This is a genomic window from Mycobacterium sp. E3247, from assembly GCF_001667785.1.
Lineage (GTDB): Bacteria > Actinomycetota > Actinomycetes > Mycobacteriales > Mycobacteriaceae > Mycobacterium.
On the sequence record NZ_LZJG01000035.1, the window covers coordinates 37,073 to 52,263 of the forward strand.

The 15,191-nt window shown below is 68.5% G+C and carries 12 protein-coding genes and 1 pseudogene; 5 read left to right on the plus strand and 8 right to left on the minus strand.

Annotated features, from left to right (window positions below):
* Nucleotides 1-13 precede the first annotated feature (13 nt).
* Nucleotides 14-733 (plus strand): MgtC/SapB family protein, encoded by a 720-nt coding sequence (locus A9X04_RS01600; protein WP_067917088.1) that lies wholly within the window; start codon nt 14-16, stop codon nt 731-733.
* A gap of 12 nt (nt 734-745) precedes the next feature.
* Here A9X04_RS01600 and A9X04_RS01605 read toward each other — a convergent pair whose 3' ends face one another.
* From A9X04_RS01605 to A9X04_RS01625, 6 genes are all read right to left on the minus strand, one after another.
* On the minus strand, nt 746-2,155 hold the full coding sequence (locus A9X04_RS01605) for an MFS transporter (protein WP_067917090.1): 1,410 nt from the start codon (nt 2,153-2,155) through the stop codon (nt 746-748).
* Nucleotides 2,156-2,212: 57 nt separating this feature from the next.
* Complete coding sequence (gene uvrB, locus A9X04_RS01610; RefSeq protein WP_067917092.1) at nt 2,213-4,372, minus strand: excinuclease ABC subunit UvrB; 2,160 nt, start codon at nt 4,370-4,372, stop codon at nt 2,213-2,215.
* A 324-nt stretch (nt 4,373-4,696) separates the two neighbouring features.
* Complete coding sequence (locus tag A9X04_RS29350) at nt 4,697-5,188, minus strand: hypothetical protein (protein WP_082974748.1); 492 nt, start codon at nt 5,186-5,188, stop codon at nt 4,697-4,699.
* Nucleotides 5,172-6,242, minus strand: coding sequence for a hypothetical protein (locus A9X04_RS01615; protein WP_067917094.1), 1,071 nt, complete (start codon nt 6,240-6,242; stop codon nt 5,172-5,174). Before A9X04_RS01615 ends, A9X04_RS29350 begins: the two co-directional genes overlap by 17 nt.
* Before the next feature lie 3 nt (nt 6,243-6,245).
* Nucleotides 6,246-6,542 (minus strand): hypothetical protein, encoded by a 297-nt coding sequence (locus A9X04_RS01620; RefSeq protein ID WP_067917096.1) that lies wholly within the window; start codon nt 6,540-6,542, stop codon nt 6,246-6,248.
* A gap of 191 nt (nt 6,543-6,733) precedes the next feature.
* Nucleotides 6,734-8,758 carry a serine/threonine-protein kinase gene (locus A9X04_RS01625; RefSeq protein WP_067917098.1) on the minus strand — a complete coding sequence of 675 codons (2,025 nt, stop codon included), beginning with the start codon at nt 8,756-8,758 and terminating at the stop codon, nt 6,734-6,736.
* Between the two features lie 289 nt (nt 8,759-9,047).
* Between A9X04_RS01625 and A9X04_RS01630 the strand changes: the two genes are divergently transcribed.
* The 4 genes from A9X04_RS01630 (at nt 9,048) to A9X04_RS01645 (ending at nt 13,627) form a co-directional block, all read left to right on the plus strand.
* Nucleotides 9,048-11,660, plus strand: coding sequence for an FHA domain-containing protein (locus tag A9X04_RS01630; RefSeq protein WP_082974749.1), 2,613 nt, complete (start codon nt 9,048-9,050; stop codon nt 11,658-11,660).
* Nucleotides 11,661-11,735: 75 nt separating this feature from the next.
* Entirely contained in the window at nt 11,736-12,176 is a 441-nt protein-coding gene (locus A9X04_RS01635) for a DUF402 domain-containing protein (protein WP_067917100.1), read from the plus strand.
* Entirely contained in the window at nt 12,161-13,168 is a 1,008-nt protein-coding gene (gene ligD / locus A9X04_RS01640) for a non-homologous end-joining DNA ligase (RefSeq protein ID WP_082974750.1), read from the plus strand. Before A9X04_RS01635 ends, ligD begins: the two co-directional genes overlap by 16 nt.
* Nucleotides 13,169-13,210: 42 nt before the next feature.
* On the plus strand, nt 13,211-13,627 hold the full coding sequence (locus A9X04_RS01645) for a hypothetical protein (protein WP_067917102.1): 417 nt from the start codon (nt 13,211-13,213) through the stop codon (nt 13,625-13,627).
* A gap of 8 nt (nt 13,628-13,635) precedes the next feature.
* Here the strand turns inward: A9X04_RS01645 and coaE are convergent, their stop codons facing one another.
* Together coaE and rpsA are read right to left on the minus strand one after the other, a co-directional pair.
* Nucleotides 13,636-14,853, minus strand: a complete 1,218-nt coding sequence (gene coaE, locus A9X04_RS01650) for a dephospho-CoA kinase (protein ID WP_067917104.1) — start codon at nt 14,851-14,853, stop codon at nt 13,636-13,638.
* Nucleotides 14,854-14,865: 12 nt separating this feature from the next.
* A pseudogene (rpsA, locus tag A9X04_RS01655) lies at nt 14,866-15,191 on the minus strand (30S ribosomal protein S1); the annotation flags it as partial.

Below are 15,191 nucleotides of genomic sequence, written 5' to 3' on the forward strand. Positions count from 1 at the left end.
GTAGTTGACCGGTATGGAGAGCTGGCTGGCCGCACCGCTGTTGGGCGGCAACGTGCAAGGCGTCCGACATCTCGTCGAACTGTTCGTCGCGTTCGGTTTGACCACGCTCATCGGCCTGGAACGCACCATCCAGGGCAAAAGCGCCGGACTGCGGACCCAGACGATCGTGGGAACCTCGTCGGCGCTGATCATGCTGGTGAGCAAGTACGGCTTCGCCGACGTGCTCTCGGCCGGCACGATCGCGCTGGACCCATCCCGGGTCGCGGCCCAAATCGTCTCCGGCATCGGCTTTTTGGGCGCCGGCATCATCATCACCAGGCGCGGTGCGGTGCACGGGCTCACCACCGCGGCTGCGGTGTGGGAATCGGCCGCCGTCGGCATGGCCGTGGGCGCCGGATTGCTGCTGCTCGCCATCGCGGTGGTGGCCCTGCATTTCGTCAGCGCGCTGGTCTTCAAGGCGGTCGAAGGCCGGCTGACGGCACAGCTGCGCGGTACGGTCCGGGTGCAGATCATCTACCAGAACGGCCGGGGCATGCTGCGCGAGGTGCTGCGGATCTGCGGGCAGCGGAACTGGCAGCTCACCGAGCTGGACGCCGACACGCACGACATCGACGACGGCGAGGTGCGGGTGACGATGACGCTGTCGGGCGCGCAGATCGCGAACGCGCAAGAGGTGTTCGGTGACGTCGACGGGGTGGTGGCGGTGTTGCGAACCGACGACTACCCCGACTGAGCGGGGCGCGGGTCAGCCGACCGGCTGCGTCTCGCGCACGCCGCGGGTCGCGCCGTAGGACACCGCGACACCGGCGGCGCTCAGGGCGGTGAACACCGTGAACAGCCAGTGCGCCGCCATGCCGTCGCCGCCCTTGGCGGTGTTGACCACCACCCCGGCCAGCCCGGCCGCGATCGCTGCGGAGATCAGCTGGACGGTGTTGATCGCCGCCGAGGCGGCGCTTCCTTCGGCGGGGTCGTCGACCGACGCCATCGCGCGCGCCGACAGATGCGGCCAGGCCATCCCGATCCCGGTGCCCGCGACCAGCAGCGCCACCGCCCACAGCGCGGCCGTCCAGGGTGAGGTGTCGCCGCGCCGCGCGACGGCGGCCAGGGCCAGCCCCGAGGCGGCGACGATCGGCGCCGCCACGATCACCCGGCCGATCGTGCGGGGGCTCTCCAGCGACGCGCTGAGGATCTCGCTGACCGTCCAGCCGAGCGCCAGCGCGGCGCCCAGGAACCCGGCCGCGATCGGGGTCAGATGCGCCAGCCGCTGGCCGAACAGCGGTACGTAGGTGTTCACCATCGCGGCGCCCATCAGCGCGCCCATGGTCAGATAGATCCACTTCAGCGGCCCGGGGCCGAACACGCTGGGCGGCAGGATCGCCGTGTGCATGCGCCAGTCCACGAGCACGAACAGGCCCACCAGCGCGATGCCAGCGGCGAGCAGCGCAAACGTCGCCAGCGTGTTGCGCGGAATCTGGGCGACGCTGACTGCGAGTGCGGCGGCGCCGATCAGCAGCAGCGAGCGCACCGGCACCTTCATCGGCAGCGCGGCGGCGGTGGGCGCGACGCGGATCAGCGCGACGGGCACCAGCGTCGCCATCAAGCCGGTCAGCACCGCCATCGCCACGAAGGCCCATCGCCACAGGCCGAGCTGGGCGAACAGGCCACCCGTCGTCGGGCCGACCACCGTGGCCACGCCCCACATCGCCGACACCAGCGCCGACCCGCGGGTCCACAGCGTGCGCGGCAGCGCGGAATTGATGACCGCGTAACCAAGGCCGGCCAGCAGTCCGCCGGCGACGCCCTGCAGGGCACGCCCAGCTATCAAAACCTGCATATTCGGCGCCGCCGCGCAAACCAGGCTCGAGACACCGAACACGGCAAGTCCGGTCAGGTAGGACGACCGCGCCCCGGCCCGCAGCAGCATCGGATTGACCATCGCCGCCGCCACCACCGACCCGACGAGGTACAGGGTCGTCACCCAGGCGTAGAGCCGGCTGCCGCCGATTTCGGCGATCGTGTTGGGCAACAAGCTGGTGGTCAAGAACTCGTTGGTGGCATACAGCGCCACCCCGCCGGCCAGCAGGATGGAGGTCCTCAGATACCTCGGCCCCAGCAGCTCGTTCCAGCCGCCGGTGACGGTCACGGTGTCGGTCACCCTTCTACCGTATGGGGTGTCTCCTGGGCGCCCATCCGAGATGTGCTGCCAGCAAACTCATTTCAGGCCGGCGGCGTCCATCCCCCGCAGTTCCTTCTTCAGGTCGGCGATCTCGTCGCGGAAGCGCGCGGCCAACTCGAACTGCAAGTCACGCGCGGCGGCCATCATCTGCTCGGTCAGGTCCTTGATCAGGTCGGCCAGTTCGGCGCGCGGCATGCTGGTGGTGTCGCGGCCCTCGAACACCCCCGCGCTGACGGCGCGGCCCGGCTCACCCTGGGCACGCCGGCCCCGGGAGGCGTTGCGGCCGGACCCGCCGATCCCCACCGCTTCCGTGTCGTCTGCCTCGCGGTAGACCTGGTCGAGGATGTCGGCGATCTTCTTGCGCAGCGGCTGCGGGTCGATGCCGTGGGCCTCGTTGTAGGCGATCTGCTTGGCCCGCCGCCGTTCGGTCTCGTCGATCGCCTCCTTCATCGAGTCGGTGATCGAGTCGGCGTACATGTGCACTTCGCCGGACACGTTGCGGGCGGCGCGGCCGATGGTCTGGATCAGGCTGCGCGAGGACCGCAGGAAGCCCTCCTTGTCCGCGTCCAGGATCGCCACCAGCGACACCTCCGGCAGGTCCAGGCCCTCGCGCAGGAGGTTGATGCCGACCAGGACGTCATACTCGCCCAGCCGCAGCTGGCGCAGCAGCTCCACCCGGCGCAGCGTGTCGACCTCCGAGTGCAGGTAGCGCACCCGGATACCCATCTCCAGCAGGTAGTCGGTGAGGTCCTCGGCCATCTTCTTGGTCAGGGTCGTGACCAGCACCCGCTCGTCGGCGTCGGTGCGCTTGCGGATCTCGCCGATCAGGTCGTCGATCTGGCCCTTCGTGGGTTTCACCACCACTTTCGGGTCCACCAGGCCGGTCGGCCGGATGACCTGCTCGACGAACTCGCCGCCGGCCTGACTGAGTTCGTAGGGGCCCGGGGTGGCCGACAGGTACACCGTCTGCCCGATCCGCTCGGCGAACTCCTCCCAGGTCAGCGGGCGGTTGTCGCACGCCGACGGCAGCCGGAACCCGTATTCGACCAGGTTGCGCTTGCGGGACATGTCGCCCTCGTACATGCCGCCGATCTGAGGCACCGTGACGTGCGACTCGTCGATGACCAGCAGAAAGTCCTCGGGGAAGTAGTCGAGCAGGGTGGCCGGCGGCGAGCCGGGGCCGCGGCCGTCGATGTGGCGCGAGTAGTTCTCGATGCCCGAGCAGAAGCCGACCTGGCGCATCATCTCGATGTCATAGTTGGTGCGCATCCGCAGCCGCTGCGCCTCCAACAGCTTGCCCTGGCCCTCCAGCTCGGCCAGCCGCTCCGCCAGCTCCTCCTCGATCGTCGAGATGGCGTGAGCCATCCGCTCCGGGCCGGCGACGTAGTGGGTGGCCGGGAAGATGCGCAGCGAGTCGACCTGGCGGATCACGTCGCCGGTCAGCGGGTGCAGGTAGTACAGGGCCTCGATCTCGTCGCCGAAGAACTCGATACGCACCGCCAGCTCTTCGTAGGACGGGATGATCTCGACCGTGTCGCCGCGCACCCGGAACGAGCCGCGGGTGAAGGACAGGTCGTTGCGGGTGTACTGAACGTCGACCAGCAGCCGCAGCAGCGCGTCGCGGGGCACCTCGGTGCCCACGCGCAGTTCCACGGAACGGTCCAGATACGACTGCGGCGTTCCCAGGCCGTAGATGCACGACACCGAGGCCACCACGACCACGTCGCGACGCGAGAGCAGCGACGACGTCGCGGAGTGCCGCAGCCGCTCCACGTCGTCGTTGATCGAGCTGTCCTTTTCGATGTAAGTGTCGGTCTGGGCGATGTACGCCTCCGGCTGGTAGTAGTCGTAGTACGACACGAAGTACTCAACCGCGTTGTGCGGCAACATCTCTCGAAGTTCGTTGGCCAGCTGTGCGGCCAGCGTCTTGTTCGGCGCCATGACCAGCGTGGGCCGCTGCAGCCGCTCGATGAGCCAGGCGGTGGTGGCCGACTTGCCCGTGCCGGTGGCGCCGAGCAGCACCACGTCGCGCTCCCCCGCCCTGATGCGGCGTTCCAGCTCGTCGATGGCGGCCGGTTGGTCGCCGGCGGGCGAGTGCGGGCTGACCACCTCGAAGTGGCCACCGACGCGCACGACCTCGTCGACCGCGCGGTATTCCGAATGTGCGAGTACCGGATGCTCCGTGGCGAAAGCCATGCCACCAGGGTAGAACCGTGCACCGACAAGTGTCGGGCGCCGGCCACGGGAGCCACATCCGTCACACGGGTACCGGTTGGGAAGGACAAGACGACCGCCAGATTTGATAGCGCGGGCGATATCAAATTCGCGAATCACCTATTGGTCCGGAGACTCCGGGGCGCGGCGGCCGACGCACCATTCCCTTACCAAGTGCTGGGGTTGTCAGCGTGGGAAGAATTCGCCGCCCTCCCCATGCTGGTGCCGGTACCAGCATGGGGCCATTCATCGCGCCGTAGATTCAGGTCACGAGCTGGTGTCACCTAGGCCGTTTAGTTGACGCGGTCAGAGTGGGTTTCCGTATCGGCGAGGCTCCGGGGCGGGCCGCTCTTCGTCCTCGCTGGGCTTCGACGACCATGCTCCGTTGGATGGCGTACGGCGATACGCCTCAGGGATGCTTGACAGTCGCTCTGCGAGGTCGTCGCGTGGAAAGCCAAACCACCAAATCGTGTCCGGCTCACCGGGCCGACGAAAAGACGAGGAAGGCTGGTTCTCCTCGAAATCGAGCAAATAGTAATAGAGCACCGCCTCTTCCGAGTTTGGCCACGAGCCAGGGTCGATGATCGACGCCCTGGTGTCGCGGGCAAGTCCCCAGGTTCTGTCCGACGGTGGTGCCGTGTACACCACGTACATCATGGGTCCATCGGTCCAAGCGTGGGAGACCAGATAGGGGCTCTTACGCCTGCTGTTTTCATCGTCGATATGGCGCAGCAACTTCCGCAGCACATCTGCGGCAAACTGCACTTGAGCGTCGTCGCCTTCAGTTGATGGGTACATTTTTGTTCACCCACGGCGGGCACAGCGTCCAGCCCGGTTCTACTTCGACCACGCCGCTACCGCCCGCGAGCGGATACATCGAGATCACTCCTTTCTGGCCTCCGTCAGGTATGCCGGGCCGTCCTTCGTTGACATTCACAACGATCCTCATTGTCAGGCTCTCGCCAGTGTCCTCGCAGTCAGCGATTCCCAATGCTCCTCGTGTGCAGTGGACGCGATTGATCGGAACTTCGTAGACGAGGGTCCCGTCTCGATTGATGATCGGTCGACTGTGTGAGATCAGATCTTTGAACACATTGGGGTTGGTTACGTGATGTCTCCAAAACGCCTTATCCCATCCGAAACCCTGTTGTGTTCGTTCGTCGTAGTAGCCGCGCCGGAGAACCACGTGATTGCCGTCTAAGTCGGTGGCCTCGGCGATCACTTCGTTGACGGGGTAGGACCCGGTTGGCGGTGGATCCTCCTTTAACGTGTGGTTGTCGACGGCTTCGATTTTGGGTTTTCGCGGCGGCGCGTCTGAGGTCGGGGCTTGCGGGAAGGCATCGCGGATTCCGGCCATCGCCGCGGTAACCTTGCGGGCGACCTGGTCGTCTAGGGCGACCACTTGTGCCGCGCGCTGGCGAATATCACTGGCATAAGCTTGCGCCTTAGCTTGCCGGGCTGCCCGCTGCACGATCGAACCACCAGTCGAGCGATCGGTGACTGACATGTCTTCGCGCACATCAAAACCCGCCCCAAACGCGTCCTCGACGACATACCGAACCCGCGAGCGAGCCGCGGACAGGTCGGACGCGCCGTTTCGGGCAACCCTCGCCGCCGCTTGCAGTTGATCGACGACCGCGCTCGTTTCCAGCATGTCGGCATGCGTCGCGGCATGCAATTCGTCAGCGCCCCGACCGTGCCAGTCGGCCGAGAGGCCATCACGCCAAATTTGGTTGGCGACCTTATAACTGCGCCCGCCGACCGCCTCCCAATAGTCGGCCGCCTCTGTCAGATGTCGGGTCGGCCACGCCAACACCTGCGAGAGGATCGGGAACCCCGCCACCGCTGACATCGGCTACAAACCGATCGTCGAATGGACCACAGCCGCCATCTCGTCGGCGGAGTCAGCTTCATTGAGGACGTAGCAACCACCGGCTTCGGTGACGCGAGTTGCTTGGGCGTGCACCCGGTTGGCTAGCGCGGCAGTAAAGGCGGTGACGTCGGCATGAGCGACATTCACCGCCGACGCGCTGGCCTGGCACGACAATCCTGACACAGTCGGAGCCGTCGAAGCCTGGAGCTCGCCCGCTGACGCCGCCCACCGAGTAGCCATCGCCTGCAGAGCTGCGGTATCGACACGCACTACCTGCATACGCGGAAGCTTATTCGGAATCTGACGCCGCGAAAGTCAGTCAGGACGCCCGGCCACGGGAGCCACATCCGTCACACGGGTACCGGTTGGGAAGGACAAGACGACCGCCGGATTTGATAGCGCGGGCGATATCAAATTCGCGAATCACCTATTGGTCCGGAGACTCCGGGGCGCGGCGGCAGAACCCGGCCCTATCCCCCCGGGCGCGTCCAGGTCCGGGTGACGGGATCGCACTGCAGCAGATAACCGTCGTTCGAGGTGGTCATGGCGAAGACCGAGGTGCCCGGGCGGTCGCAGGAGCTGCCGGAGGCGTGCACGCCCATCGTGATCGGCGCCTTGGCCCAGCTGTTGCCCTCGCAGACGATCTGCTCGCTGTTGGTCGGGTCGTAGGCCAGCTTGCCGACGTCGCCGCAGACCGCGCCGAGCACGGGCGGCGCCGGGGTCGCCGCCGCCGTCGACGCGCTGACGGCCTGGGCGGGGTCGCCCAGGTTCACGCCGGCCGGCACGTCACCGACCCGGGTGGCCACCACGGGCACCCGGACCACCGCACCCTGCGCGCCGCACTCGTTGCTGAGCACGGTCTCGGTCACGGTGCCGCGCAGGCTGCCGTCGGCCTGGGGTGCGAGCGACCATGCCAGGGTCTCCTGCTGGGTGGCCGGGGCCTGCCCGTTGGGCGGGGTGCAGCCCAGCCGGTCCTGTTGCGGGGCGCCCTGCCAATAGCCGCCGACGAAGCGCAAGGTGTCCGTCTGACCGGTGGCGGTCTGATGGGCGGCGTTGTCCAGCCGCGCCCCGGTCGCCGCGCACCCGTTGGTGGTGCACACCGACCGGAAGGCCCACCACCCGGTGGCGGGGCCGTCATGGCGGATCGCGACGCCGTTGGTGGTGCGCTTGGTTTGGTCGTAGTCGAACCTGTAGGTGCCGTTGAGCACCGGCCCGCCGGAGCTTGCCGGCGCGGCGCTGGGCGTGGGGACGGACGGTTTGGACGCGAGCGCGGGGTTACCCGGCGGCGTGTCCGGCTCGAACGAGTAGAGCACCGACCAGGTGGCCGCCACGGCGATGAGCATCGCGCACACCAGCCCGACCGCCCACCGCGTCCGCGAGGAGAACCGGCGGCGCAGCGCCGCGACGCTGCGCGGCTGGGCCTGGGGGCCGGCCTCTACGACGTCGTCGACTCGCTCGCTGACGGCGGCGGCGAACGCGCGACACCGCTCGAACCTGTCCTCGGGTTGTTTGGCCAGGGCCTTGCCGAACACCTGGTCGAGGTGGGCCAGCTCCGGTCGGTAATCGCTGAGCCGGGGCGGCTCCTCGTGCAGGTGCTGGCTGATCACCGCGATCGGATTCGAATGCTGAAACGGCGGCGTACCGGTGAGCAGATGGAAAGCCGTTGCCGCCAAAGCGTATTGGTCCGCGCGGCCGTCGATATTGGATCCCGTCAACTGTTCCGGTGCGGCGTAGGCCACCGTTCCGACGGCGACGTTGGTTTCGGTGATTCCGCTGATGTCACCCAGATGGCGCGCGACACCGAAGTCCGCCAACAGGATTCGACGTTCCCCATCATCGGGATGGGTGAGCAGGATGTTGGCCGGTTTGACGTCGCGGTGCAGCAGCCCGCGGTCGTGGGCGTAATCGAGCGCGCCCGCGACGGCGTGCACGATGGCGCGCACCTCGTCGATCGGCATGCCGTCGGGGTGGCGCTCCTTCACCAGCCGGGAGGCATCGGTGCCCTCGACGTAGTCCATGGAAATCCAGAGGTGGCCGTTGAATTCCCCCCGGTCGTGCACGCCGACGATGTGGGGATGCCACAGCGTCGCGGCGAGATCGGCCTCCCGGTTGAACCTTTCGCGAAACTCGGGATCTGCCGTGACCGCCTCCGCCAAGACCTTGATGACGTCGCGGCGCGGCAATCGGGGATGCAGCGCCAGGTACACCTCGGCCATGCCACCGGCGCCCAGTTGCCGCAAGACCGTGTAGCCCGCGAACGGCGCCCCGCCGTTGATCGACGGGCGGGAACCGTCGACCTGGCCGGGGGGCGGCGCCGCCTCGACCTCCGCGCCCGGGGCCGAACCGACCGGCGGGATGCGGCGGAACAGGTGGACGAGGGTGACCGCGGGCACCGAGTGAAAGCCCGCGCGCAGCGCCGCGCGGGCCTGACGCGGGTTGCTCAACAGCCGGCGCCCGGCACCGATGCGCCGGGTGGCCCCCTTGTCCTCGTCCATCGATCACCTCACCCCCTGGTAGCCGGCCCGGGCTTGCCGCGACCTCGCACGGCGCGCGACACCGCGGCACATGCATCGCGATCGGCGCCTTGCTTCTTCGGCGCTTCGGCCGGCACGACGATGTGCCCGGCGCACCGAAATCCCCCTTACGTTCAAGATCATGCCGGATCCCGGTGGGGGGTTCGTCTCACGAAGCTATGAAACGGTTATGAGTGCCCGCACCGAAACATAGTGAAGTCACAGGCGGTTCCAATAGAGAGCACCCGCGCCACGCACCGATACTTGAGTAGTGACTCGACCCGCCCCGCCCATCCTGACGATTCGGCACGACGGGTACCAACGGTCCTTCGCGGCCGGACACGAGGTGGTCGTCGGCCGCGACATGCAGGCCGACATGCGCATCGCCGATCCGCGCATCTCGCGCGCCCACCTGATCCTGCGTTTCGACCAGGGACGCTGGTTGGCGATCGACAACGGCTCGCTGAACGGCACCTACCTCAACGGCTATCGGATGCCGGTCATCGACGTCCACGACGGTCAGAGCATTCACGTCGGCAATCCGCGGGGCCCGCGGCTGACCTTCGCCATCGGGCCGCAGCAGGGCTACGCCGACCGGCCGGGCCGGATCCGGCCGAGCCCGGAGCCCGGGCCGCCGACGCTGGCGTGGTCCGCGCTGCCCGAGCAAACGAATCCAGTCCGGAACCCGGGCCGCAGCGGCCCCCACGCGCCGCGACCCGCGCCGCCGAATTCACCGCCGCGGCAGGCGGTTTCGCCGCCCCGGCCGGCGCCCGCACCCAGCAGGCCCGTGCCCACGCCGGGCGGCCGCGGCACGCCACCGAACGAGCGGACCGTCGTGCACGCCGGCGCGCCGGCCGCCGAACTCACCGTCGTCGACGCCATGTCGGCGGACGTGTCGAACCTGGCGACGCGCTTTGTGAAGTTGCTCTCACCGCGCTCGTCGGCGGCCGCGGGCACCCGCGCCCTGACGATCGGCCGCGCGGCCGAGTGCGACATCGTCGTCTCCGACGTGCTGGCCTCCCGTCAGCACGCGACGTTGGTGCAGACGCCCCTGGGCACCGAGATCCGGGACAACAGCATCAACGGAACCTTCGTCAACGGCACCCGGGTCGGGTCGGCGATCCTGACCGACGACGACGTCGTCACCATCGGCAACGTCGACCTCGTTTTCCGCGACGGCACCCTGACCGAACGCAGCGATGCCGCGACGCGCACCGGCGGCCTGGAGGTGCGCAACGTCGAGTACGTCGTCGACAACGGCAAACAGCTGCTGGACGACATCTCGCTGATCGCGCGCCCCGGGACGCTGACCGCCGTGATCGGCGGTTCGGGCGCCGGAAAGAGCACGCTGGCCAGGCTCATCGCCGGCTACACCACGCCCAGCTCCGGCTCGGTCACGTTCGAGGGCCACGACATTCACGCCGAATACGCGTCGTTGCGCAGCCGCATCGGGATGGTCCCGCAGGACGACGTGGTGCACCGGCAGCTGACGATCAACCAGGCGCTCGGCTACGCCGCCGAACTGCGCCTGCCGCCCGACACCAGCAAATCCGACCGGGCGAAGGTGGTCGCGCAGGTCCTCGAAGAGCTGGACCTGACCAAGCACGCCGACACCCGGGTGGACAAACTGTCCGGCGGTCAGCGCAAACGGGCGTCGGTGGCGCTCGAGCTGCTCACCGGCCCGTCGCTGCTGATCCTCGACGAACCCACCTCGGGCCTGGACCCGGCGCTCGACCACCAGGTCATGACGATGCTGCGGCAGCTGGCCGACGCCGGCCGCGTGGTGATCGTGGTGACGCACATGCTGTCCTACCTCGACACCTGCGACCAGCTGCTGTTGGTGGCCCCGGGCGGCAAGACGGCCTACTGCGGTCCGCCCGACCAGATCGGTGCGGCGATGGGCACCACCAACTGGGCGAAGATCTTCACCAAGGTGGGCGCCGATCCCGAGGAGGCCAACCGGCGCTTCATCGAGCAGCGCGACGCGCAGAAGCAGAAGCTGTTGCCGGACAAGGCCGCCGAGCCGGGCGCCCTGGGCGAGCCGGTGCATACCAGTGTGCGGCGCCAGATTTCGACGGTCGCCAGGCGGCAGGTCCGCCTGGTGGTCGCCGATCGCGCGTACTTCGCCTTCCTGGCGCTGTTGCCGTTCATCCTGGGTTCGCTGTCGCTGACCGTCCCGGGCAGCAACGGATTCCACCTGCCGGGCGCAAACGCCGGGACTCCCGATGAAGCGGCGCAGATCCTGGCGTTGCTGATGCCCGCGGCGGCGTTCATGGGCATCGCGCTGACCATTCGCGACCTGGTCGGCGAGCGCCCCATCTTCCAGCGCGAGCAGGCGGTCGGGCTGTCGACCACGGCCTACCTGCTCGCCAAGACCGCGGTGTTCTGCGGGTTCGCGATCGTGCAGTCGGCGATCATCACCGCCATCGTGGTGATCGGCAAGAGCGCGCCGACGCGCGGCGCGGTCCTGCTCGGCCATTCGACCGTCGGCGCGACCGCCGAACTGTTCGCGACCGTCGCGGCCACCTGTGTGGCCTCGGCCATTCTCGGCCTGGCGATTTCGTCGCTGGTGCGCTCCAGCGAGCAGATCATGCCGCTGTTCGTGGTGGCGGTGATGGCACAGCTGGTGCTGTGCGGCGGCATGGTCCCGGTGACCGGCCGGCTGGGGCTGGACCAGCTGTCCTTCGCGATGCCCGCGCGCTGGGGGTACGCCGCCGCGGCGTCGACGGTCGACCTGCGGCACGTGGTGCCCGACTCGCTGCTGTCCCAGGACCGGTTCTGGCAACACACGTCGAGGGTCTGGCTGCTCGACATGGGCATGCTGGCGGCGTTGTCGCTGTTCTATGCGGGTTTCGTGCGCTGGAGAATCCGGCTTCGTCGTTAAGATTGCCTCATCCACCCACCGAAGCGCGAGACGTTCGACCTCCTCGCCCGCACCAACACCGATCCGAAGGGCATCGTGCGGGCCGTGGACGACTATGCGGTCCACCCGTGGGGCCTGTACGTGGCCCGGCCCACGCCCGGCCGCGCTCAGTTCCACTACCTCGAATCGTGGCTGCTGCCGTCGCTCGGCCTGCGCGCCACGGTCTTTCACTTCAATCCGGGCCATGAACGTCATCTCGACTACTACCTCGACGTGGGCGAATACGCGCCCGGTCCCGACGTCTGGCGTTCGGAAGACCACTACCTCGACATCGAGGTCCGCACCGGCGACGGCGCGGAGCTGGCCGACGTCGACGAGCTGCTGGAGGCCGTCCGCCACGGCCTGTTGACGCCGGAGGTCGCCGAGCGGGCGGTGCGGTGCGCGGTGGACGCCGTGGACGGGCTGGCCCGCAACGGCTATGACCTTTCCCGCTGGCTGGCCGGCCAGGGGATAGAGCTGACGTGGCGCGAGACGTAGGGGCGGCCCTGCCGGAGGCGGTGCGCGAGGCGCTGCACGACGAGCCGGTGCCCGATTGGCGGTCCCCCACGCTGGCCACCCTGACCGACAAGCGGTTCTCCGATCCCAACTGGATCTTCGAGCGCAAGTTCGACGGCATGCGTTGCCTGGCGTTTCGCGACGACGGCCGGGTGCGGCTGTTGTCGCGAAACCGCCAGCCGCTCAACGGCACCTACCCGGAGCTGGTCGACGCGGTCACCGCCCAGCACAGCACGCGCTTCGTGCTGGACGGCGAGGTGGTGGCGTTCGAGGGTCGCCGCACCAGCTTCGCCCGGTTGCAGGCCCGCCTGGGCATCACCGACCCCGAGGTGGCCCGCGCGTCGCCGGTGCGAGTCTTCTACTACGTCTTCGACCTGCTGCACCTGGACGGCAAGTCCACCGTCGACGCGCCGCTGCTGTGGCGTAAGCGGCTGCTGCGCAAGGCGATCGAGTTCGGCGGTCCGCTCCGGTACACCCCGCATCGGGTTGGGGACGGCCTGGCCGCCTACCGCGCGGCCTGTGAGCGCGGCGATGAAGGGGTGATCGCGAAGCTGGCCGATTCGAGGTATGACGGTGGCCGCTCGAGGAATTGGCTGAAGTTCAAGTGCGTGCGCGACCAGGAGTTCGTGGTCGGCGGCTACACCAGCCCCAAGGGCAGCCGGGTCGAGCTGGGCGCGCTGCTGCTGGGCTATTACGACGGCCGCGACCTGGTCTACGCCGGGAAGGTCGGCACCGGCTTCGACGACGCCACGCTGCGCCGACTGCACGGGCGGCTATCGGCGATCACACGCGACACGCCGCCCTTCAGCCGCGGCCTGGTGCGGGAACCCGACGCCCACTGGGCGAGCCCGGAATTGGTGGTCCAGATCGGTTTCACCGAGTGGACCCGCGACGGGAAGCTGCGCCACCCGCGCTATCTGGGCATCCGCACGGACAAGGACGCCGCCGAGGTGGTGCGCGAGACCGGGGCGTGACCACCTGGTCCCGGGAAGCCGGCGAGCGTAATGTCAGCAACCATGAGCTGCACCGGAAGCAGGTTGCTGCCGATCACCGCGGTGACGATCGTCGCCGTCGGCTCCCAGTTGAGCCCGGCGACCGCGCGGGCGGACCTGCACAACATCACCTACCGCGCCCGGATCGACGCGCTGACCACCGGCAGTCAGGCCACGTTCATCATCAACGGCGGCCAGACCAACACCACCAACCTGCCGTCCATGCCCGGCAACGCATTCGAAGCCAACACCGTGCTGCCCGATCCGCAACAAGCCGGGATGCGCATCGTGCTGCACTTCCCCTACTCGGCGAACGTGCACTGCGAGATCGACGTCGACGACAACGTTTTCACCCAGACCGACCAAATGGTCCGGCCCACACCGGGAAACACGGACCCCAACAACGGTGCGCTGGCATGCGGCGCACCCTTGCCGGCCTAAGGCTTGGGCTAGGGCCGCCAGCCCGCGGAGTCCGCCCACGCCCACGCGCGCCGGTAGGCGTCGGCATACCAGGGCTCCTTGACCGCGACGTACGGCGCGGTGTCGCCGCCGCCGGCCTCGATTTCGGCTGACCGCTTCACGGACAGATAGTCGGCCCGCGCGTCCGCGTCGGCCGACAGCCAGGCCACGAACAACAGGGCGAACTGTTGATTGGGCCAGCCGTCCACCCGGATGTGCACGTTGGCCGGACGCCCCGGATCCGCCGAGGCGTGAATCCGCTTGTCCCACAACGTCGCATCGTCAGTGTGGTCGTATCGCTCGACGGCGCTGCGGGCATCGGGCTTGGCGACGTCGGAGGTGATGCTTTCGATCCGCGGGTAACCGGCGGCCAGCAGCGACTCGGCGAGTTCGTCGGCGACGGCCAGGGATTCGACGGTGATCTGCATGTCGATGACGTCCTTGGCCGGAAAGTCCGGCACGGCGGTCGAACCGATGTGGTCCACCCGAATCGCCCGGTGCCCACAGGCGGTCCGCAACCGGTTCGCGATCCGCCGCGCCTGGTCCGGCCAGCCCGGATCGGGCGGCACCAGCCGCGCCGCCGCCGCGGCGTACTGACGCCGACTCAGGTTCTCCGCGAAGGGCCGTATCCGGTGGTCCCACAGCTCATGTGCCCGCTGCACCAGGTCCTCCGGGCTGCCTGAGTTGTCCACCCAGATGTCGGCGACCGCACGACGCTGCTCGTCGCTGGCCTGCGCCGCGATCCGCGCGCGGGCGTCGGATTCGGGCATGCCGCGTTGGTCGACCAGCCGCCGCACCCGCACCTCGACGTCGGCGTGCACCACGACGACCAGTGGGAACAGCGGCGCCATCCCCGACTCCACCAGCAGCGGAATGTCCTCCACGACAACCGAGTCCTCGGGCACCGAGGCGATGATCTCGGCGCGGCGCTTGCCGACCAGCGGGTGCACGATACCGTTCAGCCGTTGGCGCGCCTCGTCATCGGCAAAGGCCTTGGCGGCCAACGCGGGACGATCCAGCGATCCGTCGGGAAGCAGGATGTCGTCACCGAACGCGTCGACCAGCGCCGCCAGCCCCTCGGTGCCCGGCTGGACCACTTCGCGCGCGATGACGTCGCCGTCGACGATGACCGCACCGCATTTCGCGAAGGTGGCCGACAGCGCCGACTTGCCGGCGCCGATGCCACCGGTCAACCCGATACGCAGCATGCGGGACCGCTATTAGGCGTTGCCGGCGAGCTTCTCCCGCAGGGCGGCCAATTGGGCGTCGCTGGCCAGCGACCCGCCGGCCGCCTTCTCCTCGCGCGCGCCGTTGCCCGACGACTGCTCGGCGTGCCCGGCCGCCTCGGCCGCGGCGAACTTCTCCATCTGCGCGGTGTGCATCTTGTGCCGGCGCTCGGCCTCGGCGTAACGGGCCTCCCACTCGGCGCGCTGCTTCTCGAATCCCTCGAGCCATTCGTTGGTCTCGGCGTCGAAGCCCTCGGGGAAGATGTAGTTGCCCTGCTCGTCGTAGCTGTCGGCCATGCCGTACTTCGCCGGGTCGAATT